Consider the following 26,204-nt stretch of genomic DNA (forward strand, 5'->3'; position numbering starts at 1 on the left):
GAGGGATTTTATGGACTTGTGGACTAATATTTTAGAAAAGCATGAATATCTTACACCCAGCGAAGTCATTATTGTAGATTACCTTTTAAAAAATAAAAAGGACATTCTCTATGTAACTTCAACTGATATTGCCAAACAACTTGGTATAAGTCATTCAACTTTATCTAGGTTCTGGAACAAAATAGGTTACGAGAATATAAAAGCTTTTAAACAAGCACTAAAAAAGGAATCAAATACAACACCTGCTTCAAAGCTAAAAAATACAATTTCTAAACTAGAGAATAGTGATAATTCAATGAAAGAAATAATCCTAAGAGACATTTATACGATAGAAAAAACTTTAGAGCATATAACTTCCTCTCAAATTAATAATGCCGCTAACCTTATACTTGCAAAGAAAAAAAGATACATATATGCACCAGATGTTTCTATGGGAATTGCTGAAATACTTAAATATAGACTTAAAAGATTTGGTATAGAATTTTTTTCTATTCAAGGTGGTTCTTCTATTTACGAAGATTTAATTAATATATCAAAGGAAGACTTAGTACTACTATTTAGTTATTCTAAAATTCTTCCTGAATCCTCTATTTTACTTGATTATAAGAAAAAAGTTAATTATTCCTTAATAACATTTACCGATTTATTGGTTTCTCCTATAAATGACATTTCTAATATTACATTATATAATTATAGAGGAGACCCTACTGAATATCATTCAGCAATTTCTTCAATATCTATTATTGATTGTCTTATTCTTAAAATTGCTTTATGCGCTGATGATTATATGAGAAAAATGGATAAGTTAAATGATGTGAGAAATATGTATAGTAATTATATAAAAAGATAACTAAATGCCATTTACTGTCACAATATCACATGCAGTGGCTGATGGGTATCATGTAAGCAATTTAATTTACATATGAATATTAATATGAATTATAGATAATAATAATATTACAAATGTGAAAGGATGTGTACAAAATGGCATTAAATAATGCAATGACCGCTGATTTTTTACGGTCTGCATACGGTGGAGAAAGCATGGCTCATATGAGATATCTTATTTGGGGAGATCACGCTGAGAAAGCTGGATATCCTAACATTGCTAGACTTTTTAGAGGCATAGCCTATGCAGAATGGGCACATGCTAAAAATCATTTCAATGTACTTAAAAATCAAGTTGGTGACAATACAGTTGCAGCTGGTGCTGTATTTGGAAATACCAATATTGTAGAAAACATCCAGGGTGCAATAAATGGAGAACTTCATGAAGTAGATCAAATGTATCCTGTATATCTTGAAACTGCAAGATTTCAAAATGAAAAAGATGCTGAAAGGTCATTTCATTTTGCACTGGAAGCTGAAAAAATACATGCAAATATGTTTAAGGGTGCACAGGAAGCAGCTAAATCAGGAAAAGATATTCCAAACCAAAAGATATATGTTTGTCCAATTTGTGGATATACATACATGGGTGATAATGTAAGTGATTGTCCAGTTTGTGGTGCAAAGAAAGAAATCTTCAAAGAATTTTAATATTAAAATTTTTTAACGTTCTCTTACAAATACATGGAGCCTGTCTCAAAATAATTTTGAAGCAGGCTCCATCTTAAATTAACAATCTAGCATAGTTTTTCCTTCACCACACAGCTTTTCAAAATCTCTTGTAAATGCCTTTATTGCAGAATCAACTGCATCCAATTTAATTAATCCTTCAATTACATCTGGAGCAACTGTTGCGGCACCAACACCATATTTCGCTAATTCTAAAACTTGTTGTGAATTTTTGAAACTTGCTGCAAGAACTTCTGTTTTTAAATCATTCTTTTTAAATATATCATGAATATCTTTTGCAACTTTTATACCATCTGCACCTATGTTGTCAATTCTATTTACATATGGAGCTGCATAGCTAGCACCAGCTTTTCCTGCCAAATAAGCCTGCATCTGTGTATAAACAGCAGTTGCTGTAATATTAGCACCTTCTGCTGCAAGAGCCTTTATTGCCTTTAATCCTTCTCTTGATACTGGAACCTTTACATAAGTACTAGAGCCCAATTCTTGTTGAATTTTATGTGCCTCTCTAACCATTGATTCAGCATCTTTGGAAACAACTTGTACGTGAAGTTCTGCATCTTTTCCAATAAACTTTCTAATTGCCTTTAATACCTCATAGGGATTTTTTCCTTCTTTAGCTAGAATAGATGGATTAGTAGTTACTCCATCTATTGGATAATAAGCATACATTTCCTTAATTTGATCTAAATTTGCAAAATCTACAATAAGTTTCATAAATCTGATTTCCTTTCTTCCACTGCATATTGCAATTTATTTTAACCTTCAATAATAAGGCTTTTTACTCCTGCACTTCTTGCCACTTCTCTAAACTCATCCATTTCATCTTCAGTATACATTTTAGGATTATCGTAAAAGCAATATTCTTCTTCCACTAAATTATACTTTGCCTTGGCAAGAGGATTATAATTCAATAATTCATATTTTACATCTGGATAAATGCCAGTAATAAATTTAGCTATAGCGTAAATATTTTCTTTAGTTGCTGTCATTTTTGGAATAAGCGGCGTTCTAATAATTACCCTACTCTTTTTATTTGATTCCAATATAAATCTTATATTTTCTTTTATTTTATCATTGTAAACTCCAGTTAACTCTTTATGTTTTTTCCTATTAAATACCTTTAGATCTGCATAAATAGAATCCAAATAAAAAAGAGCATCCTTAATTGTAGCTTTAGCTGCATAAAGTGAAGTTTCTATTGCTGTATGGATTCCATTTTCTTTTAACATTTTTAGTAAGGATATCGCAAAGTCTTTTTGAAAAAGTGGTTCTCCCCCCGATAAGGTAACTCCTCCACCATATTTAAAAAATGCTTTATCTTTTAATACAAACTTTACTAATTCCTCCACAGTATATAACTTACAATCCATAGTCAAGCATCCTGCCGGACACACATCTATAGGCTCTTTCCACTCATCTGTAGCACTTTTATCAATATAAAGCTTGTTATTCTTTAAAGTAATGGATTTATTTTTACACGCTTTAATACAGTTTCCACAGTGTATACACTGATTTTCTAAGTACATGAGCTTAGGATCTAAGGAAAATCCCTCCGGATTTTGGCACCACACGCAGTGAAGTGGACATCCCTTTAAAAAGATTGTGGTTCTAATTCCCTCTCCATCATGTGTTGAAAATCTCCTAACATCAAATACCTTACCAATCATTTAATCACCTGCACTTATATATTACCATAACTTGTTCTAGCAATAATTTCATTTTGAAGTTCTCCTGCTAATTCTGTAAAATAAGCAGTATATCCCGCCACTCTAACAGTTAAACTTCTATAATTTTCAGGATTTTTTTGTGCTGCAATCAAATCTTCTTTTCTCACTACGTTGAATTGTATATGTGGTATTTCTAAATCCACAAAAGTTCTTAAAAATTTAGCAAACTTATCTATATTGCTTTCAGTTTTAAAAAATTCAGGTAAAAACTTCATATTTAAGAGTCCACCATTAGTTGTTAAATAATTGTCTAATGAAGAAACTGACTTTAGTACTGCTGTTGGACCGGTAATATCTCTTCCATATACGGGAGACATCCCCCCATCTGCCAGAGGTGTTTTTGCATATCTTCCATCTGGTGAAGCTCCAACATTTTCTCCCATAGGTACATGAGCAGAAACGGTATACATTCCTGTATGGTATTTGCCTCCGCGATAATTTGTATAGTGGCTTAACTTTTTACTAAAAAATCTTGCCCACTTTGTACCAAGTTCATCAACATAAGCAATGTCATTGCCATACTTTGGTGCACGCTTGAGCAGCATAGTACGTATTACTTCATATCCTTCAAAATTGTTTTGCAGTGCTTTTAGTAAATCTTCTTTTGATATTCTCTTTTCTTCATATACCAAAAGTTTAATAGCAGCTAAACTGTCTGCCAGATTAGCTATTTGTATCATCTGAATTCCTGAAAAGTTATAAACAGCTCCTCCTTTTGTAACATCCATTCCCTTTTCAATGCAATTGTCAATTACAGAAGATAAAAATGGAGATGGCAATATATCCATGTGTGCTTTTTCTACTTCTTCACAGGCTAGTATCATTTTATCCATGAAATAAGTGACACTCTTTGCAAAAGCTTCTTCCAATTCTTCAAAAGTTTCATAATCAGTTAAATTTCCTAAATCAGGACCAATTTTATCTCCACTCAATAGAGACTTTCCATTGTTTAAAGTTAACTCCAATGCTTTGTCTAAATTGAACATAGCAGCATCACTCCAACCAAGATTATTTCCCTGAGTAGTGATTTCCACACATCCTACAACAGCATAATCTCTTGCATCTTTTTCTTTTACACCTAACTTCACCATGGAAGAAATAATAGCTTCATCGTTAAAAAATTGGGGCATTCCACTTCCCTTTGATACTACTTTTACTGCTTCCTTTAGAATCCTATCATTAGTTTCTTTATGAAGCCTTACTGATAAGTTAGGCTGTGGTAGTCCCAAATGTTCTTGTGCCTTCAAAAACAGAAAAGATAATTCATTGAAAAAATCACTACCCTTTTCATCTTGGCCGCCAATTACAACATTGAATCCAATTGGAAAACCTGCAAAAAACTTTGCGCTGTGTGAATTTCTTAAATAGACAATTTGATTGAATTTAAGCCAAAGACATTCTATAATTTCCAAAGCTTTTTGATTATCAATCTTTCCACTGTCAATGTCTTTTTTATAAAATGGATACAAGAATTTATCCATTCTACCTGGTGAAAAAGAAGATGCATTTGATTCCATGTGAAGAATAACAAATAAAAACCAAATAGACTGTACAGCTTCATGAAAAGAATTTGGAGGATTCATACTCAAGCTTTTACAATTTAATGCAGCTTGAAGCATGTTAGCCTTATTTTCTTCCTTTGATTCTTCCTTTGATTTTTCTATTAAAAGATCATGATATCGCATCATAAACCTTTGAGTACCTTCCATAACCAAAATGACACTGTTTAAAAAATACTGCTGCTCCTTAGAAGCACCTTCTAATCTTAAAACAGCTTGATTTTTTAACCCCTCAGGTCCATATTTTAACCAGCTTTCACAATCTGGACAAATATGCCCCTGTGCATGATCTTTTTGATTGATTTTAACTACCTTTGCAATTTCATCTATCTCTTTTCCATACCGTTTTCTAATTACATCTTCCAAGGATTTTCCATTAAAATATGGTTTAATAAATTCTCTAAAAGTAGTAATATCTTCTTTTCTTACATTAAATCTATCTTGAGGCCTTGTTGGAAGGGTTTCTATTTCACGATCAACCCAGGAGCTTCCGCTTTCGGGAAATACAACACCATATCTTACACCCATTGTACGATTTCCAACAATCATCTCTTCTGGTTCTACTGCAATATTCAAGTGTGTCAGTGCATTTTTTAAAGCAAGTGCCCTTTTAATAATAGTGGGTTTATCTTCATTTTCTTTATATGTTTTTGTGATAATAAGTGCTTGCTCAATAGATACGTATCTTGGCTCATCCATCATTTTTTTCTTTAACCAGGCTATTCTGTCCGTTTGAATTAACTCTTCCATACAACTCACCTTCTTTATTACCTATAGAATATTTTTATTGTTATCTATTATTTACACTTATATTATACAGTAATTTTTAGATTTTTACAACAATATTTGTATTATTATTTATTGTTTATTATTGTTTTACGTTATGATATTAGCTTTAAGACATTTGAAAGAAATGCCTAAACATCTGCTGGAAATTTAATCCCCATTTTTCTTCTCACTTCATCCATTATATTAAGTTCCATAAGAGAGCACTTATTATACTCATCTGCATTTTCCTTTATTTGAATAAGCCTAATTAACTCTTCTACCTCATAATACATATTGTTATCATACTTATTGATATTTATATACTCTTCTTTTCCATTATTATATATAATAGTAACTTGCCTTGTATCAGCTATTTCTTTTATGAGCATACATCCCTTTTCGCCTTGAATTTGACTTGGTAATTTAGAGTTGGTAATCTTAGAGTATAAAAGTTCCCCCTGCATATTTCCATAGTTCACCATAATAGTTCCAGCACCATCCACTCCGTTTTGTAAAATTACAGAATTTGCCCATATACTTTTAGGCATTCCAAAAAGCTTAACTAATGGATGAATGCAATATACCCCAATATCCATTAGTGCACCGTTAGAAAAAATGGGATTAAATGCATTTTCAACAATTCCTTTTTTGAAATTATCATATCTGGAAGAATATTGACAATATTGAAATGTAACCCTTCTAATAGTTCCAAGCTTAATAAGATTGTTCTCTATGGCCTTAAATCCTGGATCAAATACAGAACGCATTGCTTCTAAAAGAATTACTCCATTTTCTTTAGCTACTTTTATCATCTGCTCTAATTCTTTTTTATTGGATCCTATAGTTTTTTCACACAATACATGTTTTTTACCCCTTAACATTTTAATTGACTGAAAAGCATGAAAACTATTTGGACTAGCTATATAAACAGCATCTACTTCTGTACTTGCTGCAAGTTCATCTAAATCATCATATGCCAATGCAGCTTCATATTTACTTCCATATTCTAAAGCTCTTTCCTTTGTCCTTGAATACACTGCAGTTAGTTCAAAATTTTTGCATAACTTAGCTGCTTCTATGAATCTATCAGTGATTTTACTTGTTCCTATTACAGCAAATTTCACCATTATGCTTCCCACTTCTTTCAAATATTTAAATTATATCAAATAAGCTGTTGGAGTAACCAACAGCTTATTTATTATTGTTTTTTACTATTAACATACGCTTCAACTTTGTCAATTATTTGATCTGATTTTTTAACTACATCGCTAACTCCAACTTTGACGGTTGGCAATCCGCTAAATCTTTCTGTTTCCTTTATACCAATATCTTTAGTTAATATAACTACATCTGCATCTTTTACATCATCCATAGTAATTTTATTTTCTATGCCTATTGAGCCTTGAGTTTCAACCTTTATCTCAATTCCTTTGGCTTTTGCTGCTTTTTCCAATGCCTCTGCAGCCATATACGTATGTGCAACTCCTGATGGACAAGCCGTAACTGCTAAGATCTTCATTCTAATTCATCTCCTATTATCTTGTTTTAGTTTATATTAGGCATTTTCAAAGAAATAACTAGTCAGTATGCTAGCCTATTTTTTATCATACTGCGTCGGTAGAACCCTTAGATAGGATTCACTATCTGCGGAACCTGCCTCCTTATCTGATAAACAAAGTTCTTGGCATCAGATGAAGTTTTAAACTTCATCCGATGCTTAGAAATTGTTATCCAGGGACATAGCCACTCTTTGCTCACACTTGGAAAAGTGTAAGTATTAGAGTGGGTAGTCATCGGATAAAAAATGTTCGTCGCATCTTTGACTTGTTATTTTCTTTCAAATGCCTTATTCGAAATCCAAATTTAATTCTTCACCATCTCCACCATGATCATCATTACGTTTTTCTGTGACTGGTTTCTTTAAAACATTTACCATCAATGCTGTTACAGCAACACCTACCAAAGTAGCTATAATGTATCCAAATTTACCAGTAGCTACTGGTAGTACTATCCATCCACCCCAAGGTGCAGGATTTCCAGACCCTAATAACATTGCAGTAACTGCTCCACTGGCAGAACCCGCTATTAAAGAAGGAATAACCTTTAACGGATCCGATGCAGCAAAAGGTATAGCTCCTTCTGTTATTCCTATTAACCCCATCAATATACCAGCTTTTCCTGCTTCTTTTTCTTCCGTTGAGTACTTTTTAGGTGCTAAAAAAGTAGCTACACCCATACCAATTGGAGGGGTACATATTGCAACACCTATAGCTGCCATTATTTTTAATGCTATAGGGCTTGCCATTCCAGTTGTAGGATTTATCGTTCCTACCATTGCCGCTCCAAATCCATATGCAACTTTGTTTACCGGACCTCCCATATCAAAAGCTATCATTGAACCTAAAACTATTCCTAAAAGCACCAAATTTCCAGTACCTAACCCTTCTAGCCAAGTCTTCATTCCCGTCATAGCTCCTGCAACAGGAGTTCCTATAACCCAAACCATAAGTATACCAATGATAAATGTACCTATTAGTGGAATAACAAATATCGGCATTACAGAACGCATAATAGAAGGAACTTTTATTTTCTTTAAATAAAAGACTACTATACCCGCAAGCAAACCTGCTATAATTCCTCCTAAGAATCCCGCTCCAATTTGATTTGATAGATAACCACCAATAGCTCCTGGTGCTATACCTGGCCTATCTACCATTGAAAACGCTATAAATCCTGCTAATATAGGAACCATTAATCCAAGTCCAGCTGCTCCTATATTAAACAAATCATTCAACCTTGTTCCTTTAGGTGGAACTGCTGCTGAACCATATAATAAAACTGAAAGTGCTAATAAAACTCCTCCTGATACAACAAAAGGAATCATGTATGAAACACCTGTCATTAGATGCTGTCTTGTATTTTTTAATAAATCTTTTAAATCATCCATTTTACTTACCTCCACTCTTATTATTTAATATCTCAACTTTTAACTATCTAATGCTTCTAATATCTCTTCTATGCTAGAAGCTTCCTGTAGCTTAGTCCTAAACTCCTCTCTCATAATCTTTCTGGAGAGCTGAGCAAGGATCTGCAAATGCCTATCTCCGGCTTCTTTCTCTGGTACAGCAATTAAAAATACATACTTTACCGATTCTTCTTCACTCCACTTAACTTCTTTTTTTAGTCTAGCAAAAGCTACTGCAGCACTTTTTACGGAGTCAGATTTTCCATGGGGAATAGCTACATCAAATCCTATAGATGTAGGAAAATCCTCTTCTCTTTCAAATACCTGTTTGACATAGCCATCAAAATCTATTAATTTGTCCTGTTTTTCTATAAGCTTTGAGAGCTTTCTAATAACTTCTTCTTTAGAAGAAGCCTCTAAATCTAATACAACAAGGTCTCCATTTATTATGTCATTCATTATTATATCCTCCTCAGTAAAAACATTAATTATCTTATCTATGCCATTTTACATTTGCTCCAATCATAATCTTTTTTGAATTCTTCAATGTATTTCCACATTATAAATGAAATTTTGATATAATAATATTAGTATGAATCAATAAGATTCAATTATGTAACATAAAGGGGAGGTAACTTTTGTTTCCAGAAGAAAGACATGATAAAATAATAAGCATTTTACATAAAGAGGGAAAAGTTGTTGTCAAAAATTTAAGCTCCAGATTTAATGTAACAGAGGACTGCATTAGAAAGGATTTGAAAATATTAGAAAATAAAAATTTGCTACAGCGGACTTATGGAGGTGCCGTATCTGTTAGACAATCAGCTCCCAAGCAGGACATTTCTATAAGGAAAAATATCAGTGTAGAATCAAAAGAAATTATAGCTGAAAAAGCCTTTAATTCTATTTTTGAAAATGAAACGATTTTTCTAGATATATCAACTACAAATATGATGCTGGCCGAAAAGCTTTCAAAGAGCCCAAAGAAGCTCACAGTGGTAACCAATATGCTGGATATAATCTCAATACTAAATAAACAAGATAATAACATTAAAGTTATTTGTACTGGAGGAGTTCTTAGCAAAGATTTAGATGGCTTTACAGGTTCAATGGCTATTGAAAGTATCATTAACTACAAGCCCAACAAATGTTTTATAGGAAGCTGTGGAGTAAACATATTTGATAAAAGTGTCACTACTTTTGATGTAGAAGATGGGAACACAAAAAAAGCCATAATAAATGGCAGTAAAGAAATATTTTTGGTTATGGAAAATAGTAAATTTTACATTGATGGTACTTATAAATTTGCTACCCTTTATGATATAAATACAATTATTACAGAGTCTACACCAGACAAGGAAATTACAAATTTATTAGCTAAAACTGATACCAAATTCATCTAATATAAACTTTTGTAGATAAATACGCTTAAAAGATGAGAATTGACAATGAACAGTTGACAGTTAATTGCCAACTGTTTAAAAATATGTGTACGTGTTAAAAAGTTTGACATACTACTCAGTTCAACATATTTAGCTATACTACAATTTTGTTTCTTCCACTATTCTTAGCTTCATATAATAAATCATCGACAATTTTTATACATTCCATATTTGTATTTGACTTATTTTCATACAATCCGCCACTTATAGTAACTTTTATGTCATCTTGCCATTTAAAATCATTAATACTACTTCTAATTTTTTCTCCTATTTCTACTGCCATTTTTTGTTTGGTATTAGGTAAAATGACAATAAACTCTTCCCCACCATATCTTCCTGCATAGCCTGTATCACCTATACATTCAATTATTATTTTACTTATATCACTTAAAACCTTGTCACCCTGTAGATGTCCATAATTGTCATTAATCAATTTGAAATAATCCACATCAAACATCATTATGCTAAATATTTCACCTTCATTTATATATTTTTTTATAACTTTATCTAATATTTCTTCAATATAATTTCTTTTATACAAGTCTGTGAGGTCATCTCTAATGGACTTTTCATATATAATACGATTTTCTATCTTTAGTTTTTCTGCATTAACTATCTCATCAGAATATTGCATTACAATTACATAAGTTTCTAAAAAGGCAAAAATAAGCATACCTACTTGAAAACCATACCTGCCATATATCATCCCATTGTTTATGAGTATATCATTTGCTGCTGTAGCAATTAAAGTAATAAATGCCACAAATGATATTATTCCTTCTTTTTTTCTTACTTTTTTTATAAAAAATAGTAATATACCAATCACAATAAATATCAAAATAGCTTCACCAAAAAAAGATAATCTATCGTAAAAAGTATTATTAGTTATAAGGCATATAGTGGTAAAGACTATTGAAAAGCACAATGATATATCAACTAACTTTTTAGGAAAATCCGGAAATAATTTTCTTAAAAGTAAAATATAAATTGGTATGTATAAATAATATGTGATTGCTGCTGTTTTGCTAAGCAATTCAAAAGGCATATTGGGAAAAATGTGAACAATTATTCTTTCATTTAAAATCAAACACCTTAGCTGTGTAAGTAAACATAATATAGAAAAATATAGGAAAAATTTATTATTCTTCAAACGTGTATACAAGCATAAAAATAGCAATTCTACAATAAATAGGACTCCTATTATAATTAAATCACCACCAGCATTTACTATGAATCTATTCATAATTCTATCCTTAAGTCCAAGATCAAAAGGTTTTAATACTGGATAAAGGATTCTGTAATTGGATGCTTGAATTACTATATCAGCCGCTCCATTTTGTGCTGTAAAATATATATAACTTGGCAAGTATATAGATTTTTCTTTCTCATAACTTTTACCTACTTGTCCAACTTGTCCTTGTAAAACACCATTCACCCAAATCTTTGAAGCTGATAAAAAACTTCCTATTCTAAGCCCATAGACAACCCCTTCTGGAAGAAATATTTTCAAGTGCACTGTCATATATCCAGTATTTTTTCCATTTAACTGTGTTGTCAATTTATCTGGTAAAATTAAATACTTATCAGCTTTTTCATACTGCACTTGTTCTGGTTTAAGAAGTTTATTCACATACAGCTCCAATTGCCCTTCAATCTTTACATTTCCTCTTTTCTCAAAATCATAATTACTTAAATTTAGAATTCCTTTATCTGCCTTAATATGACTGTGCATATTAGAATCATTAAAAGCTGGAGATATACCTACTAATAAAGCTATAAGGATGATAGGTAAAATAAATTTTTTCATATGATACCTCCGGTTAACAGTGTATTACTAAAATATTATTACATACTTACTAAATTATCAATGGAACAAATTAACACTCTGTCTGAAGGCATTTCTATTATCAATGTAAAAATTACTTGTTTTAAAAAAAACGGATAGTTCTACTCTATCCGTTTTCTTATATATATTTCACTTTTCTTTAGAAAAATTTAATTATACTATTTTTAATGCTATTTACATTATCTATAATATCATTAATATCCATACCTATAAGTTTTCTATCCTTTACAAGAACTTTACCATTTATAATTACTGTATCCACATTTGCTGGGTTAGCAGAATAAACTACTGCTGAATAATAATCATATATAGGCTGCATATTCATAGATTTAGTTTCGATTACGACTAAGTCTGCATTTTTTCCCTTCTCAATAGATCCTATAATTTTATCCATATTTAGTGCTCTTGCACCACCAATAGTTGCCATTTCAATTATTTCAGCAGCTGGGAAAAGAGTTCTATCTCTATTAACTAATTTATGAATTTTGCCAACAAGAGCCATTTGAGTTATTATATCAAGAGTGTTGCCACTCATCGGTCCATCAGTTCCTAGTCCTATTTTCATACCTCTTTTATACATTTTAACTGCTGGTGAAACCCCCTTTGCTCCTTTTGAATTTGCACCCATATTGTGAGCTATTCCAATCTTAGTTTTGGAGACAATCTCCAAATCTTCACCCGTTATATTTATTAAATGTGCTGCTACAAAATTTTCGTCTAAAATTCCTATACTATCTAAATATTGTACAGGTGTCATGTTGTATTCCTTTTTATATTTTTCAGTTTCATAATCCATTTCTGCTACATGCATCATCATTGGAATATGATATTTTTGAGAAATATTATGCGCTTTTACTAAATGCTCAGTATCATTACTATAGGGAGCATGAGGTGCTATTGCTGGAGTTATTAATTCTTCTTCTCTCCAGTTTTTAATGAACTCTTCACCATATTCAATTCCTCCATAGGATTCTTTAGAATCTGGTGATGGAAAATTAAGTACTGTTTCACCCAATACTGCACGAATTTCCATTTTCTTTGCAACCCTTGCAACTTCATCTTCAAAGTAATACATATCAGCAAATGTTGTAACTCCGCCTAAGAGCATTTCTGCTATTCCAGCTCTTGCTCCTTCATAAACAAACTTCCTATCGACAAACTTGCTTTCAAGTGGAAATATATACTTCTTAAGCCTATCGGCTAAATCATCTCCAAGACTTCTAAATGGCAACATAGATGCATGAGTATGGGTATTTACCATGCCAGGCATTAATATTCCGTTATTTCCATCTATTACTTTCTCTCCAGCATATTTCTTTAAAAGTTCACTTTTTCCTATATCCTCAATTATATTCTCATTTATAACTACTACTCCATTTTCTATTACTTCTTTTTCTTTATTCATAGTAATTATATTTACATTTTTTATTATTGTTCTATCCATAAAATCATCCTCATATAAATAATTTCGATATTTACTCACAAAATAAGCTTACTATTTCCTGGGTATTAACTCTTATAAGACCTTTATCCGTAATTTTTAGTTCCGGGCTTACTGGAAGAGATAGCGTACTAAAAGACATTATTTCATTATTATGTTTATATCCAAGTTTCTTTAATGCCATCCTCACTTTTTTTAAATTTAAAGCTATGGACTCGACTGGTTCTTCAGACAATATTCCACCAACGGGAAGAGCAAGACTTGCTATAATTTTTCCATTCAAAGCTGCACAGTAACCCCCATTGTTTTTAATAACCCAATTTGCTGCTGCCTTCATATCTTCTGCATTTTTTCCCATTACCATTAAATTATGATGGTCATGAGCATAGCTAGAAGCAACTGCTCCTCTTTCGATTACGCTGCCTGAAACAAGTCCATAAGATCTTTTTTTAGTATTATCATATCTATTAAAAACCGTAATAAGTGCATACTTAGAAGTTTCAAAAGAAAGCCTCCAATCTTTCACTTCTACAAAATCACTTTCTTCTTTTGTAAATGTACTATTACTTTGAACCTTCATTATTCTGCATTTTACTTTACCCTCTTTTACAGGTGCTTTAACTGAAAAATCTGAGTCTCTAACTGGATTCATTTTAATGCTTTTATAAAAGTGATTTGGAAACTCATGTTCTTTTTTTTCACTAACACCCTTACATGCAAGTTCACCATTTTTATATACTTCATTTATACTAAATGATTTTAAATCATCTAATAAAATAAAATCAGCTATCTTTCCAGGTGCAATGCTTCCTCTATCATAAAAATTCATTCTTCTTGCTGGAATAAAAGTACTTGCATAAACAGCCATTTCCGGTTTCATACCCATTTCAATGGCTTTTTTAACAAGTCCATTCAAATGCGAAGTAATTAATTTATCTGCCATTGTATCATCAGTAACAAAGCAAAAATGCTCATATAAATCATTGGAAATTAAATATTCCATGTTTTCTTTCGTCATTGATTTTTCTTGAATTTCTAAAAACATACCATTTGATATCTTTTCCTCAATGGATTTTGGATTTTGCTGAGTATGGTCTGCATCTACCCCTTGATATATATATCTTGCTAGATCAAGTCCTGATATTTTAGGACAATGTCCTTCTATTTTGAAATGAGGTTTTTCCTTTTTTATCAATTTAATTATATTATTTATAAGTGAATCTTCACTATAAACTAAATCCTTAAAATTCATAACTTCACCAATGCACCATATACGGTCATTTTTTATAAGTTCTGATACTTCTTTTATGCCTATTTGTCCACCTGTAGTTTCAAGTTTAGCTGATGTTGATGGTACAGAACTTGGAATGCCATAAAATATATCCATTATATGCTGCCTGTCAGAATTTATCATAGCTTTTATGCCTTCTATTCCAAACACATTTGCAATTTCATGTGGATCAGCAACAACTGTTGTAACTCCATTCTTAATAACAGCATTTGCAAAGTTTGTTGGTGTAGTCATTGAACTTTCAATATGCATATGTATATCAATAAGGCCTGGTATTAGATATTTCTTATTACCTTCTATAATATTTCTTGCACTTATTTTTTCATGACAATCCTTACCTATATATAAAAACCTTCCATTTAATATTGATACATCACCGTATATAAATTTTTTAAAATAAACATTAAAAACATAAACATCTTTTATGATTAAATCTGCTTCCATATGATCACCTTTCTTAAACGTAAATAAGACATCTGAAAAAATAAGTTCATCAGCATATGGATTCATTATTTTTCAGATGTCTTCTATTTAAAATTAAAACTAATTATTGTAAATTTTGTTCCACTTATCAATCCAGTCTTTATTGTTCTTATTTATAAACTTGAAATCCAAAACATTTGATTTTTCAACTTCATCTCCATATGTTAGGCCCTGCGTTTCCGTACCTTGTAATTTTACATCGCTGTTAACTGGTGATTCTCCTACATCTTTAGATGTTTTTTGTTCAACTTCTGCACTTAATACATAATTTATAAATTTCAATGCTAACTCTTTATTTTTTGAACTCTTTACTATATTTACAGTATTAAAGTTAAGATATGCTCCTTCGCCTGGATCAACAAATTTTACTGAAGGAACTGCTTTTTTAATTGAACCATAAACAAAATCCGCAGCAACTGCAGCTGTTATTTCTCCATTAGAAAACATATTTACAAGATCAGAAGATTTAGTATATGTCTTAACTATATTTGGTTTTAAAGCTTGAAGTGATTTAAATGCATCTGCACCATTATCACTTGTCACATCAACACCATCCTTCTTTGAAGCTGCACAAACCATAGCAGGTCCAAATGTTGTTGTTATATCAGGTATTGCTATTTTACCCTTAAAGTCAGGACTCCATAAATCTTTCCATGAAGCTATATTTCCCTTTACTTTTTCAGGATTATAAACTATAGCTGCTCTATTTAAAGTATATGCTGGACCATATCCTTCAGTTATAAACTTTTGTGCCTTAGGTATTACTTTCTTTGCATTTGGTACTTTACTATAATCAATTTTTTCAAATAATCCATCTTGTATGCCTTGTTCAGAAAAAGATTCCGCAAGGTACATTATATCAACGTTACTGTTTGGATTATTTTTAAGTTTAGTTAATCTTTCTCCATTATTTCCTGTTTCCAAAACTATTTTTACATTGTTTGCTTTCTCAAAAGGCTTAAAAACATCTTTTTGAAGAGCATCTTCATTTAACCCCCATGTTGATATTACAAGCTGCTTTTGATCACTTTTTGAATCTGTACTTTGCGCTGCACTTCCACATCCAGAAAGTGTTGATAGCAAAAATATGGATGCTAAAGCTAAAGGTAATTTTTTCATTTTTTATTCCTCCTCAGATTTTTTAACAATTATTAATTTATTTGAAGGTAAATAAAGCTTTACCTCATTTCCAATATCATACACTTCGTCATTTCCATTGTTTACAATAATTGATCCAAGCTTTGTATTGACAGAATACTGATATGCTTTTCCTAAATATGTTCTAACTTCAATTGTTCCATCTAGTATATTTTCCTTGTCTGTAAAATCAGATGCTAATATTTTAATATCATCAGGTCTTACAGTAGCTTTTATTTTACCAGGAACATTTTCATGATTTTTAATGTGAATTTCAATATTGTGATCTGCATTAAATACATCATCTTTAACATATTCTAAGTCAATAAAATTTTCGAATCCTACGAACTTTGCAACAAATTCTGTATTAGGCTTTGAATATATTTTTTCTGGAGTATCATATTGTTCAATTACACCTTTATTCATTACTGCAACTTTATCTGATATGGAAAAACATTCTTCCTGATCATGAGTTACAAAAACAGTTGTAATTCCAAAACGCTGCTGCAATTTCCTAATTTCTACCCTCATTTTTAATCTCAATTTAGCATCTAAATTACTAAGTGGCTCATCTAGCAAAAGAAGATCAGGTTTTATAACCAGTGCCCTAGCTATAGCAACTCTCTGTCTTTGTCCTCCTGACAATTCTGCAGGATACCTTTTGCCATATTCTTTTAAATCTACTATTTCAAGAAATTTATTAACTGACTCAGTTATAGTTTTTTTATCTACATTTCTCATTTTGAGTCCAAAAGCTATATTATCAAAAACATTGAGATGAGGGAAAAGTGCATAACTTTGAAATACCATTCCAAAATTTCTCTTGTTAACAGGTATTTTAGTATAGTCTTTACCATCAAATATAAATTGACCACCTGTTGGCTCTAAGAAGCCGCTTATTACTCTCAATGTAGTAGTCTTTCCACATCCGCTTGGTCCAAGAAGTGAAACCAACTTTCCCTTTTCAATATCAAGGTTTAATTTTTTTAATATATTTGTTTTTCCATCATAAGAAACTGCAATATCTTTTAAATTTATTAAAGCCATGTAGCACCTCCATATTTTATTTTGTAAAATAATTTAATCCCAAAGTTTTTTCAACAATAAACATTATTATAATAGTCATAAACATCAATATGACTGAAAGAGCTGAAACACTAGGGTCATAATTGTATTCAACATAACTCATCATACTTATTGGCAGTGTACTGACTCCCGGTCCTGTTAAAAATATAGATACAGGTACATTATTGAAGGAATTTATAAATGCCAACATAAAAGCTGCAATTATGCCAGACGTTATATTGGGCATAACAACTAGGAAAAATGTTTTTATTCTAGAAGCTCCAAGACTTATAGCAGCTTCTTCAATAGAATAATCCAATCCTCCAAGACTTGAGCCAATGACCCTTATTATATATGGAATTACTATAACAACATGTCCAATTAATAAGCTAGTTAAAATATTCATTTTAAGAGTAATTGTTATAAATCTAAAAAGTGCAAATCCAAGTACTATTCCTGGTATTGTAACTGGTGATAGAAATATATTGTTAATAAACTTTTTTCCTCTAAAATCATTTCTACTAATCACATAACATGCAGGTATTCCAACAATAAGTGCAATTAAAGTTGCAGCTATGGATACTTCCAAACTTATACCTAACGTAGTCATAAAAGTTGGTGACTGGAAAACATGTATAAACCATCTTATTCCTATATGCTTAGGTGGAAATGCTATGAAATTATCTGTTCCAAAAGCTGTTACAGCAACTATCAAAAGCGGTCCAAATAGAAATATGTATACAAGAAATACGAATAATGTAAGCAACTTATTTTTTTTCATTCTATACACCCCTTTCATATAATCTTGATGCAAATTTATTAATTCCAAACATAACAATCAATGTAGCTATGATCATTACAGCAGAAACTACAGAAGCGCCTGTCCAATCACTTAGTGTCATAGCCTTTTGATATATGAGCGTTGCAAGCACTGTGTTTTTATTTCCTCCAAGAAGTTGGGGTGTTGTATATGCTGTTAATGCACCAGTAAAAACAAGAATACTTCCCACTATCATTCCTGGAACACTTAGTGGAAAAATGACCTTAAAAAAGGCTGCTATTCTGCTAGCACCAAGACTTTGGGCAGCTTCTACGAAATCACTATTAATATTTTCCATAACTCCAACCAAAGAAACAATCATAAGGGGTAAAAATAAGTATACACTTCCTATAATTATTGCAAACTCCGTATAAAGAATTTCTCGTGGTTCACTTATAATATGGCAATTTATAAGTAGCGTGTTTATAGCTCCATTTTTACCAAGTATAGTCATCCATGCAAATGCACGAACAATAGAGTTGGTTAAGAGTGGAAATACCGTAAGTGCAAGAAGTAATCCTCTTATTTTTTTATCACTTCTTGATAAATAATAAGAAACTGGTACTCCAAGTATTATACAAGCAATAGTCGTTATAATTGCTATTCTAAGAGTACGAAAAAATATGTTCATTAAATAACTATCTTTAAAGAAAGATAAGTACAACTTAGGTGTAATACCTTTATCACTTACAACTGTAGGAATTAGTATATTTATAAGTGGTGCCATTAAAAAGAACAAAATTATTAAAATTCCAGGTACTAACATTAAATAAAGTACTTTTTTTCTCATTATAAGTAGCCCTCCTTTGTATTTTTAAGTTTATCCGATCTTAATCTAAGAATCACTTCATATTAAACAAAGTATTAATATATGTTTGTGCTATACGAATGTTATTACATTTTTTCTATACAATATTCATAATATTATCACTTCACCTTGGAAACGTCAAGCGATTTTGGTCGAAATAAGGGTTTTAGTAAAGAAGTTCCAATAGTATTGACTTTTACAATATTACAATATAAGGTATAACATTTTAGTAATAAGAAAAAGAAAGTTAATGAAAATGTAAGAGGAGATTTTTGACAATTCTTAGGACTTTTCAAAGATGACTTATATTTTGATTTGGCAAGGCATGCAAATGCCATGGCAGATTTACTTAGGAAGGAAATCAGTAAGGCTGGAAAATCAGATAAATATAACTCTGTTATTCGCCTTGTAACTTCTTGGGCAACAAAAGAGTCTATGGTTTTAAATTTTATTAATGATCTAAAAAAAATTTACTGAAATCGATATGTAATTATTGGGAAAATGAGTATTAGACTTATTTTTAAGCTAGCCTGTACTCATTTTTTCTTTAAATCGATATTCTTTCATTCAAAATTAAACTCTTTTGCCGTACTAATAAAATTTAATATTTGAAAATCTTCTTTTTATCGCAAAACTATATTTAACATCAGAATAGCCAAATATGACCATAATACCATTTTTATTTTTCAATGGTATCCCATACTTTTCTTTTATTTTCTTTCCAAAAAAGTTTAACAGTACATTTGGTGTACCAAGCATACAACTTCCTAATCCTAATGATTGTGCTGCAAGCATTGCATAAGTTGCAGGAATATATGGATCAGCAGGATCAGCATATGGAGAAGCATGAAAATACATTGCTAACGGTGCAGAATATGTTAGCCAGTTCTTCCCTTCATCATAATTTTTTATAAATGTCTCTATAGCAGTTGAAGCAAAAGTTTTTAAAGAATCATATGCATCCTTTCCTATAAATAGCCTATAAATTTTAAGCATTATAGGTGAAAACAGCCATCTATTTTTTTTCAAAATATTGATTAAATCCAGTGTAAATTCTTCCACTTTTTCATTGCCATCTAAAACCAAAACTTCAACATCGGAACTTCCAAGACCGTTAGGAGCTGTCGCTGATGCTTCTAATATTTTTTTTATTATTTCACGTTCTACTTTTTGTTTTTTATAATTTCTCACACTTCTACGAGACATCATTAATGACTTTAAATTTTCATAATTGGTTCTGTCTTGAAACTTTGGTAATTCCATGACATCATCTGGCGTTATATCTCTGCCAATAACTTTTATCGCTTTATTTGGACAAGCTGCCATACATTGTCCACAAGCAATACATCCAAATACTCGACTATGGTCTACTTTAACAATTTTATTTTCTATAAATAATGGTGCTCCCTTACATACTTTTACACAAAGTCCACAGGTTGTACATTTGTTTTTATCTACTTTAACTTCAGCACATTCATAAAATCGACCAGTTTTTAATGGCATAGATATTCAACTCCTTTCACTATTTACCAAACATGCTATTTAAAACACTCCAAAATACATCAATATCATCATGGATTTCTTTTGGTTTAAAGCCAACTACTCTCAGCATGCTTATACCTATATACAATGCTATTATTGCATAAGCAGACTTATTTATATCCGTTTCTCTAAAGTCACCAACCTTATTTCCATAATTAATAATTGATGAAATTCCTTTACAATCGCCTTTATATACTTCATGTAAAACTGCCTGCAGCTTTGCATCTACCATTGCCCTTGAAAAGAAACTTACAAATAACTTAGCTTTTTTTGCTGGCGGAATATTCATTGACCCCACCCCATGAATTTCAGATACATTTAATTTAGGTTCCGATTCCTTATCAATGTTGTAATACTCTGGCAAAGCATTTTTCTGAACTATTTTCAGAATTTGAAATGGGGTCATATTCTTCCTTACCTCACTATTTATCTTTGTACCATAATAGCTTAAAAATGCTTTAAAGGCTTCAAGAATAAGATTGTCCTTACTTTTAAAATAGTAACTAATAACACCTTTAGAACAATTAGCCTGTTTTGCCACCATGTCCAGTGACATTTTTTCTATACCCACCTTACAAATACACTCTAGTGTTGAATTAATTATTTGACTTCTTCTTATAGGCTCCATCCCAACTTTAGGCATACAATTCCCCCTAATATGTGATTATTTTATTTTGACCAGTCATCTTAAAATAATAATACCACCTTTATAATAAAAAAACAATATGACATCACTTATAAAATACTGTCATATTGTTTACTGTTGATTTTGATGTCCCTCTCTAAAATTCAACTTCATCTGTAGACTTTAACTGTACAAACCTTCCTCCTAGTACATTATTATTTATTACTCAATATTCCATATATTCTCCATCGTTTGGAATAGAAACCTGTCCTAAAAGCGAATTATTCTTTAAAAAACTTCTTAGTTTCTCTCTCATAAGGCCGCAGTGATTCCAAGCCTCCATGTGAACAACAATCACTTTAGACTCTGGCACTTTTTTGCAAATATGAAATATATCCTCTTTATTCATGGTAATGGGGATACCTCTCTCTGTCAACTGTGCAGCACCTGCAAAAATAACAACTAATTCAGGATTATAAGTTTCTAATGCTTGCTCTACTTCCAAACACCATACTGTATCCCCTGTTTTTTTACCTTCACAGACATTTTTGAGTAATATTTATTGGGGTTTTTAGTTATTATTTCATCTGACATATTTTCTATGTAAACACTTCCACAAATGTTAAGATGATTATTCTCTATAAACTCGTTTAATTTATCAAAATTTTTCATGTCTTCAGCTAAATAGCTATTATTATAAGTTATAACATAAAGTCCTGCTGGCTTTATGGTTTTTTCTACATTTACATTTTGAGAAACCTTATAAAAATATCTATAAGTTTTGATGCTATCCTCAATTGCCCCATCATAATCAAGATAGACACCTAATGGATAACCATAAACTAATTTTTTACTTTTTGAATAATCTATAAAACTAATAAAATCTTCTTCAAAATTGTCAATGTGAAATTTCATTTCCGGTCCTAAAAACAACAATTCTTGCTTACAATTTTCCAAAAAAATCTTGTCACAACTAATATTAGATATAACAGGAATATTACTAGTTCGCCGTTCTATAATATAATTCATTTGATTTAACCTATTGAGTTCCTCTAGTATTTTTTGCTTCTGGTCAGTAATTAAGTTAATAAGATTACGAGGAGATACATTTTCCATATAGTTCTTTATTTTCTTTAATGGTATATCTAAATCTTTTAAAGCAAGGATAATGCTTACTTCATCTAATTGACTATAGGAATAATACCTATAGCCATTTTCCTTTACAAATATAGGTTTCAATATTCCTACATTATCATAATATATTAAATTTTTTCTGTTTATACCAGACAACTTAGAAAAAGCCCCTATAGTTAAATATTTTTTTGAACTTATAAAATCATTCATAACCTATACCTTTTATAATTATTATAATATCTAATAATAACTTTCTTTTTGAAGATATTCTATCTTGAAAAGTATTGACTGTCAAGTTACTGTACAGTTTATAATATTGCTTATACATAAAAATTACATATGAAAGGATATTATCATGCTAAAGCTATTTAAACACTTTAAAGTTAATAAAATACTTTTAGGCTCACTATTTGTAATAATTTTACTTAAAACTGTAGGTACCTTATATATCCCAACATTAACTGCAGATATAATAAATAACGGTGTAATAAAAGGTAACATACATTATGTATTAAGAACTGGCGGAATAATGATAGGAACTGCTGTATTTACAGGAATACTTGCCATAATTTCTACATATTTTTCTTCAAATTTATCATCAACACTTTCCAGAGATATTAGAAGCAAAATATTTTTTCACGCGCAAGAACTGTCAATAAATGATTTTAAACATTTTTCCACCTCATCTTTAATTACAAGATGTACAAGTGATGTAAATCAGATTGAAAATACATTAACCATGTTTTTTGAAATGATTATTCCAGTTCCATTTATAACTCTGGTAGGAATGTTTTTAGCTTTTTCCAAAGATAAATATATGGCTCTTATAATCTCTATAGCAGGAACAATTTTTATAATATTTATTATGCTTATAAGTAAAAAAGTAATAAATTTATCGAATAAAATCCAAGTTGGGTTAGATAAAATAAATTCTAGAGTAAGGCAATATATTTCAGGAATACGAATTATACGTGCTTTTAACCGAGAAAAACATGAAAAAGAATTAATAGATGCTGCATTTACAAATTATGCAGATATTAATGTAAAACTTAATAAGACATTTGCTGTAGTTATGCCAACTATAATGGCTATAATGAATGTTTGTGCTGTTGCTGTCTTATGGTTTGGAACAATAAGAATAAATAGAGGAACTATGCAGGTAGGAGACATTATGGCCGTTATTGAATATGCAATAATAATATTGGTCTATCTAGTAATGGCTGTTATTGTATTAATTAATATACCACGTGCTAGTACCTGTTCAATTCGTATATTGGAAGTATTACAATACAAACCTGAAATAGTAGATGAAAAAATAACTGAGGCCATTTCAAATAATAGAAAGACCTTAGAATTTAGAAATGTCACATTTTCCTATAAAGATGCCGAAAAACCTGTTTTAAAAAATGTTAGCTTTGTATGTGAAAGCGGTAAAACTACTGCAATCATAGGAGCCACTGGTTCAGGGAAAAGTACTATTGGAAAATTAATACCAAGATTACATGAAATACAAGGTGGTAAAATCTTAATTAATGGTGTCAATACAAAATATTTTTCTCAAAAAAATTTAAGAAATATGATAAGTTTTTCACCTCAAAAAGCATTCCTATTTAGTGGAACCATAGTTGACAATATACGGCACGGGAAAAAGGATGCAACTATAAATGAGATAAAAAGTGCTGCAAAAATGGCTCAGGCGGATAAATTTATTTCTGAGCTAAATCTAGGCTATGAATCCTTTGTATCACAAGGTGGCAATAATTTCTCAGGCGGGCAGAGGCAGAGATTATGCATAGCAAGGACCTTAATTAAGGACAGTGATATATACATTTTTGATGACAGTTTTTCTGCCCTGGATTATAAAACAGATGCAAAGTTAAGAGAAGCCATAAAACCTAGATTAAAAGATTCAATTGTCATAACCATTGCCCAAAGAATAAGCACAATTATGGATGCAGATCAAATTGTAGTCCTGGAAGAAGGAAAAATAGCCGGAATAGGTACCCACACAGAACTCCTTAAAAGTTGTCCCATATATTTAAAAATAGCTGAATCACAATTAAGTGAGGAGGAACTGATATGCTAAATGAAGAAAATTCAACAGATGCAATTTCTTTTGATACTGAAATGTCCGTAGAGAAAGCTAAAGACACAAGAAAAACTGTTATAAGATTAATAAAATTACTTCTAAATCAAAAGTGGAAAATAATTATTGTCATATTTTTTACTATCATAAGCTTAGCCTTTACAATGACTGCTCCATTAATTTTTAGCAAAGCTATCAATACTATTTATGAAGGAATAAAGAATGTATCACATACTGGTCACTTCAATATAAATTTTAATATCATAAAAAGGCTTTCATTGATACTTCTTATTATATATTTACTATCCTCATTGGCCAATTATATTGAGCAGAACATAATGGCTGCTGTATCTCAAACCTTGGTATTATCTATAAGGAAAAATATAAGTACAAAACTTTCAAAAGTTCCTTTAAAATATTATGATACACACAAAAAAGGGGAAATTCTAAGCAGAATATCAAATGACCTGGAAAAAGTATCTGAGACACTGCAGTCAGGTATGATGCAATTTATTACGGCAGTACTCACAATTATAGGAGCTGTATCCCTCATGCTCTCAATAAATTGGATACTAACTTTAATCGCCATTTTCACTATTATCATGGGAGGTATCGCTACCTCTATAATTGGGAAAAAGAGCATAAATTATTTTTCAAACAGACAGGAATCCTTAGGTAAATTTAATGGACAAATAGAAGAATATTTTACCGGTCAGATGGTTGTAAAGACCTTTAATATGGAAGAAGAAATAATTAATCGCGTTGAAATAACTAATAATAAATTGTATTCTGATGAAAAAAGAGCACAATTTATTACCTATGCTATAGATCCTTTAATCCGTCTGATGAATCAAATAGGATATGTGCTAATAGCATCTCTTGGTGCTGTCTTTGTTATTCAAGGCAGGCTTTCAATAGGACTAATACAAGCCTTCTTTCAATATGTAGATCAAGCATCAGAGCCGTTAACTGAAGCAGCTTATATTTTAAATTCAATGCAGGCAGCTATTGCCTCACTTGAGCGTGTATTTGAAATTTTAGATGAGGATGAGTCAGAAACAGACCCTATAAACTATAAAACAATACTAAATCCAAAGGGCAATGTAACCTTTGAAAATGTACAGTTTGGATATAGAGAAGATCTTATAATTAAAGGAATAAACCTAGAGGTAAAAGCAGGACAAAAAGTTGCTATAGTTGGACCAACAGGTGCAGGAAAAACTACTTTAATAAACCTGCTTATGAGATTTTATGAATTGAATGATGGGAAAATTAAAATTGACGGTATCGATATAACTGAACTTAAAAGAAGTGATTTGCGATCTTTATTTGGAATGGTCCTGCAGGATTCATGGCTATTTGATGGAAGTGTTAAAGATAATATTGCATACAGCAGAGAAAAAGCTGCAATTTCAGAAATCAAAGAAGCCGCAGAACTTGCCAGAGCTGATTATTTCATAAGAACACTTCCTCATGGCTATGATACAGTTTTAAATGATGAAAACTCTTCAATATCACAAGGACAAAAGCAACTTTTATGTATTGCCCGTGCTATTTTAGCAAATCCATATATTTTAATACTTGATGAAGCAACTTCAAGTGTAGATACATGTACAGAATTAGAAATACAAAATGCCATGGATAATCTGATGAAAGGAAGAACAAGCTTTATAATAGCACACAGATTATCTACAATAAAAAATGCAGATAAGATACTGGTCATGGACAAAGGAAATATTGTTGAACAAGGAAACCACAGCGAATTATTAGCTAAAGGCGGTTTGTATAATGATATATATAACAGCCAATTTATACACCAAAATAAGTGAAGCTATTGAGAGTAAGTTAAAAACTTACCTAAAATTCACAACAATAACATTGGCT

General features: G+C 30.9%; 23 protein-coding genes and 1 pseudogene. 6 read left to right on the forward strand and 18 right to left on the reverse strand.

The genetic code is table 11. The features are described 5' to 3' along the window. Positions 1-10: 10 nt before the first annotated feature. Both DMR38_RS13430 and DMR38_RS13435 read left to right on the forward strand, forming a co-directional pair. The gene (locus tag DMR38_RS13430) at positions 11-850 is read left to right on the forward strand and encodes a MurR/RpiR family transcriptional regulator (RefSeq protein WP_175413009.1); all 840 of its coding nucleotides are present in this window, start codon (positions 11-13) and stop codon (positions 848-850) included. Between the two features lie 134 nt (positions 851-984). After that, entirely contained in the window at positions 985-1,539 is a 555-nt protein-coding gene (locus DMR38_RS13435) for a rubrerythrin family protein (RefSeq protein WP_127721802.1), read from the forward strand. 78 nt (positions 1,540-1,617) lie between these two features. Here the strand turns inward: DMR38_RS13435 and DMR38_RS13440 are convergent, their stop codons facing one another. The 7 genes from DMR38_RS13440 to DMR38_RS13475 form a co-directional block, all read right to left on the reverse strand. Further along, on the reverse strand, positions 1,618-2,295 hold the full coding sequence (locus tag DMR38_RS13440) for a fructose-6-phosphate aldolase (protein WP_127721803.1): 678 nt from the start codon (positions 2,293-2,295) through the stop codon (positions 1,618-1,620). A gap of 41 nt (positions 2,296-2,336) precedes the next feature. Further along, the gene (locus DMR38_RS13445) at positions 2,337-3,248 is read right to left on the reverse strand and encodes a glycyl-radical enzyme activating protein (RefSeq protein ID WP_127721804.1); all 912 of its coding nucleotides are present in this window, start codon (positions 3,246-3,248) and stop codon (positions 2,337-2,339) included. A gap of 14 nt (positions 3,249-3,262) precedes the next feature. Next, positions 3,263-5,617 (reverse strand): formate C-acetyltransferase/glycerol dehydratase family glycyl radical enzyme, encoded by a 2,355-nt coding sequence (locus DMR38_RS13450; RefSeq protein ID WP_127721805.1) that lies wholly within the window; start codon positions 5,615-5,617, stop codon positions 3,263-3,265. Between the two features lie 167 nt (positions 5,618-5,784). Continuing rightward, positions 5,785-6,762, reverse strand: coding sequence for a Gfo/Idh/MocA family oxidoreductase (locus tag DMR38_RS13455; RefSeq protein WP_127721806.1), 978 nt, complete (start codon positions 6,760-6,762; stop codon positions 5,785-5,787). Between the two features lie 71 nt (positions 6,763-6,833). Beyond that, a complete protein-coding gene (locus DMR38_RS13460) occupies positions 6,834-7,154 on the reverse strand; it encodes a PTS fructose-like transporter subunit IIB (protein ID WP_127721807.1) in 321 nt (106 codons plus the stop codon). Positions 7,155-7,481: 327 nt separating this feature from the next. Continuing rightward, complete coding sequence (locus DMR38_RS13470; RefSeq protein ID WP_127721808.1) at positions 7,482-8,582, reverse strand: PTS fructose transporter subunit EIIC; 1,101 nt, start codon at positions 8,580-8,582, stop codon at positions 7,482-7,484. 39 nt (positions 8,583-8,621) lie between these two features. Beyond that, positions 8,622-9,059: a PTS sugar transporter subunit IIA gene (locus DMR38_RS13475; protein WP_127721809.1), complete on the reverse strand. Its 438-nt coding sequence runs from the start codon at positions 9,057-9,059 to the stop codon at positions 8,622-8,624. 179 nt (positions 9,060-9,238) lie between these two features. On the opposite strand from DMR38_RS13475, the gene DMR38_RS13480 reads away from it, so the two are divergent. Continuing rightward, the gene (locus DMR38_RS13480; protein WP_127721810.1) at positions 9,239-10,003 is read left to right on the forward strand and encodes a DeoR/GlpR family DNA-binding transcription regulator; all 765 of its coding nucleotides are present in this window, start codon (positions 9,239-9,241) and stop codon (positions 10,001-10,003) included. A 133-nt stretch (positions 10,004-10,136) separates the two neighbouring features. On the opposite strand, the gene DMR38_RS13485 is transcribed toward DMR38_RS13480, so the two are convergent. The 7 genes from DMR38_RS13485 to DMR38_RS13515 form a co-directional block, all read right to left on the reverse strand. Beyond that, positions 10,137-11,849, reverse strand: coding sequence for a diguanylate cyclase (locus DMR38_RS13485; RefSeq protein ID WP_127721811.1), 1,713 nt, complete (start codon positions 11,847-11,849; stop codon positions 10,137-10,139). Between the two features lie 178 nt (positions 11,850-12,027). Then, positions 12,028-13,332, reverse strand: a complete 1,305-nt coding sequence (locus DMR38_RS13490; RefSeq protein ID WP_127721812.1) for an amidohydrolase — start codon at positions 13,330-13,332, stop codon at positions 12,028-12,030. 31 nt (positions 13,333-13,363) lie between these two features. Then, the gene (locus DMR38_RS13495; protein WP_243124296.1) at positions 13,364-15,130 is read right to left on the reverse strand and encodes an adenine deaminase C-terminal domain-containing protein; all 1,767 of its coding nucleotides are present in this window, start codon (positions 15,128-15,130) and stop codon (positions 13,364-13,366) included. Positions 15,131-15,163: 33 nt separating this feature from the next. Beyond that, positions 15,164-16,222: an ABC transporter substrate-binding protein gene (locus DMR38_RS13500; protein ID WP_127721813.1), complete on the reverse strand. Its 1,059-nt coding sequence runs from the start codon at positions 16,220-16,222 to the stop codon at positions 15,164-15,166. Positions 16,223-16,225: 3 nt separating this feature from the next. Next, a complete protein-coding gene (locus DMR38_RS13505; protein ID WP_127721814.1) occupies positions 16,226-17,287 on the reverse strand; it encodes an ABC transporter ATP-binding protein in 1,062 nt (353 codons plus the stop codon). Positions 17,288-17,303: 16 nt separating this feature from the next. After that, on the reverse strand, positions 17,304-18,086 hold the full coding sequence (locus tag DMR38_RS13510; RefSeq protein WP_013239263.1) for an ABC transporter permease: 783 nt from the start codon (positions 18,084-18,086) through the stop codon (positions 17,304-17,306). A 1-nt stretch (position 18,087) separates the two neighbouring features. Then, the gene (locus DMR38_RS13515) at positions 18,088-18,915 is read right to left on the reverse strand and encodes an ABC transporter permease (protein WP_013239264.1); all 828 of its coding nucleotides are present in this window, start codon (positions 18,913-18,915) and stop codon (positions 18,088-18,090) included. A gap of 294 nt (positions 18,916-19,209) precedes the next feature. Here DMR38_RS13515 and DMR38_RS13520 point away from each other — a divergent pair. After that, positions 19,210-19,410: pseudogene (locus tag DMR38_RS13520) on the forward strand (threonine aldolase); the annotation flags it as partial. A gap of 114 nt (positions 19,411-19,524) precedes the next feature. On the opposite strand, the gene DMR38_RS13525 reads toward DMR38_RS13520, so the two are convergent. The 4 genes from DMR38_RS13525 to DMR38_RS13540 form a co-directional block, all read right to left on the reverse strand. Next, positions 19,525-20,436, reverse strand: a complete 912-nt coding sequence (locus DMR38_RS13525) for a nitroreductase family protein (RefSeq protein WP_127721815.1) — start codon at positions 20,434-20,436, stop codon at positions 19,525-19,527. Between the two features lie 19 nt (positions 20,437-20,455). Next, positions 20,456-21,118 carry a TetR family transcriptional regulator gene (locus DMR38_RS13530; RefSeq protein ID WP_127721816.1) on the reverse strand — a complete coding sequence of 221 codons (663 nt, stop codon included), beginning with the start codon at positions 21,116-21,118 and terminating at the stop codon, positions 20,456-20,458. A gap of 208 nt (positions 21,119-21,326) precedes the next feature. Then, positions 21,327-21,605 (reverse strand): hypothetical protein, encoded by a 279-nt coding sequence (locus DMR38_RS13535; protein ID WP_243124297.1) that lies wholly within the window; start codon positions 21,603-21,605, stop codon positions 21,327-21,329. Next, positions 21,596-22,444 (reverse strand): MerR family transcriptional regulator, encoded by an 849-nt coding sequence (locus tag DMR38_RS13540; RefSeq protein ID WP_127721817.1) that lies wholly within the window; start codon positions 22,442-22,444, stop codon positions 21,596-21,598. Before DMR38_RS13540 ends, DMR38_RS13535 begins: the two co-directional genes overlap by 10 nt. Before the next feature lie 145 nt (positions 22,445-22,589). Here DMR38_RS13540 and DMR38_RS13545 point away from each other — a divergent pair, with 145 nt between their 5' ends. Together DMR38_RS13545 and DMR38_RS13550 are read left to right on the forward strand one after the other, a co-directional pair. Continuing rightward, the gene (locus tag DMR38_RS13545) at positions 22,590-24,320 is read left to right on the forward strand and encodes an ABC transporter ATP-binding protein (RefSeq protein ID WP_127721818.1); all 1,731 of its coding nucleotides are present in this window, start codon (positions 22,590-22,592) and stop codon (positions 24,318-24,320) included. Further along, positions 24,314-26,149, forward strand: coding sequence for an ABC transporter ATP-binding protein (locus DMR38_RS13550; RefSeq protein WP_127721819.1), 1,836 nt, complete (start codon positions 24,314-24,316; stop codon positions 26,147-26,149). The genes DMR38_RS13545 and DMR38_RS13550 overlap by 7 nt, the downstream gene beginning before the upstream one ends. Positions 26,150-26,204: the final 55 nt, after the last annotated feature.

The sequence above is a fragment of the Clostridium sp. AWRP genome, from assembly GCF_004006395.2.
In the GTDB taxonomy this organism is placed as follows: Bacteria; Bacillota; Clostridia; order Clostridiales; family Clostridiaceae; genus Clostridium_B.

Bases quoted from the DNA above. Each gene is read 5' to 3' on its own strand.
- DMR38_RS13430 (WP_175413009.1), top strand. From the start codon at position 11: ATGGACTTGTGGACTAATATTTTAGAAAAGCATGAATATCTTACACCC.
- DMR38_RS13505 (WP_127721814.1), bottom strand. From the start codon at position 17,287: ATGGCTTTAATAAATTTAAAAGATATTGCAGTTTCTTATGATGGAAAA.
- DMR38_RS13510 (WP_013239263.1), bottom strand. From the start codon at position 18,086: ATGAAAAAAAATAAGTTGCTTACATTATTCGTATTTCTTGTATACATA.
- DMR38_RS13450 (WP_127721805.1), bottom strand. From the start codon at position 5,617: ATGGAAGAGTTAATTCAAACGGACAGAATAGCCTGGTTAAAGAAAAAA.
- DMR38_RS13530 (WP_127721816.1), bottom strand. From the start codon at position 21,118: ATGCCTAAAGTTGGGATGGAGCCTATAAGAAGAAGTCAAATAATTAAT.
- DMR38_RS13490 (WP_127721812.1), bottom strand. From the start codon at position 13,332: ATGGATAGAACAATAATAAAAAATGTAAATATAATTACTATGAATAAA.
- DMR38_RS13500 (WP_127721813.1), bottom strand. From the start codon at position 16,222: ATGAAAAAATTACCTTTAGCTTTAGCATCCATATTTTTGCTATCAACA.
- DMR38_RS13460 (WP_127721807.1), bottom strand. From the start codon at position 7,154: ATGAAGATCTTAGCAGTTACGGCTTGTCCATCAGGAGTTGCACATACG.
- DMR38_RS13515 (WP_013239264.1), bottom strand. From the start codon at position 18,915: ATGAGAAAAAAAGTACTTTATTTAATGTTAGTACCTGGAATTTTAATA.
- DMR38_RS13440 (WP_127721803.1), bottom strand. From the start codon at position 2,295: ATGAAACTTATTGTAGATTTTGCAAATTTAGATCAAATTAAGGAAATG.
- DMR38_RS13485 (WP_127721811.1), bottom strand. From the start codon at position 11,849: ATGAAAAAATTTATTTTACCTATCATCCTTATAGCTTTATTAGTAGGT.
- DMR38_RS13445 (WP_127721804.1), bottom strand. From the start codon at position 3,248: ATGATTGGTAAGGTATTTGATGTTAGGAGATTTTCAACACATGATGGA.
- DMR38_RS13475 (WP_127721809.1), bottom strand. From the start codon at position 9,059: ATGAATGACATAATAAATGGAGACCTTGTTGTATTAGATTTAGAGGCT.
- DMR38_RS13525 (WP_127721815.1), bottom strand. From the start codon at position 20,436: ATGCCATTAAAAACTGGTCGATTTTATGAATGTGCTGAAGTTAAAGTA.
- DMR38_RS13455 (WP_127721806.1), bottom strand. From the start codon at position 6,762: ATGGTGAAATTTGCTGTAATAGGAACAAGTAAAATCACTGATAGATTC.
- DMR38_RS13470 (WP_127721808.1), bottom strand. From the start codon at position 8,582: ATGGATGATTTAAAAGATTTATTAAAAAATACAAGACAGCATCTAATG.
- DMR38_RS13495 (WP_243124296.1), bottom strand. From the start codon at position 15,130: ATGAATCCATATGCTGATGAACTTATTTTTTCAGATGTCTTATTTACG.
- DMR38_RS13435 (WP_127721802.1), top strand. From the start codon at position 985: ATGGCATTAAATAATGCAATGACCGCTGATTTTTTACGGTCTGCATAC.
- DMR38_RS13540 (WP_127721817.1), bottom strand. From the start codon at position 22,444: ATGAATGATTTTATAAGTTCAAAAAAATATTTAACTATAGGGGCTTTT.
- DMR38_RS13550 (WP_127721819.1), top strand. From the start codon at position 24,314: ATGCTAAATGAAGAAAATTCAACAGATGCAATTTCTTTTGATACTGAA.
- DMR38_RS13545 (WP_127721818.1), top strand. From the start codon at position 22,590: ATGCTAAAGCTATTTAAACACTTTAAAGTTAATAAAATACTTTTAGGC.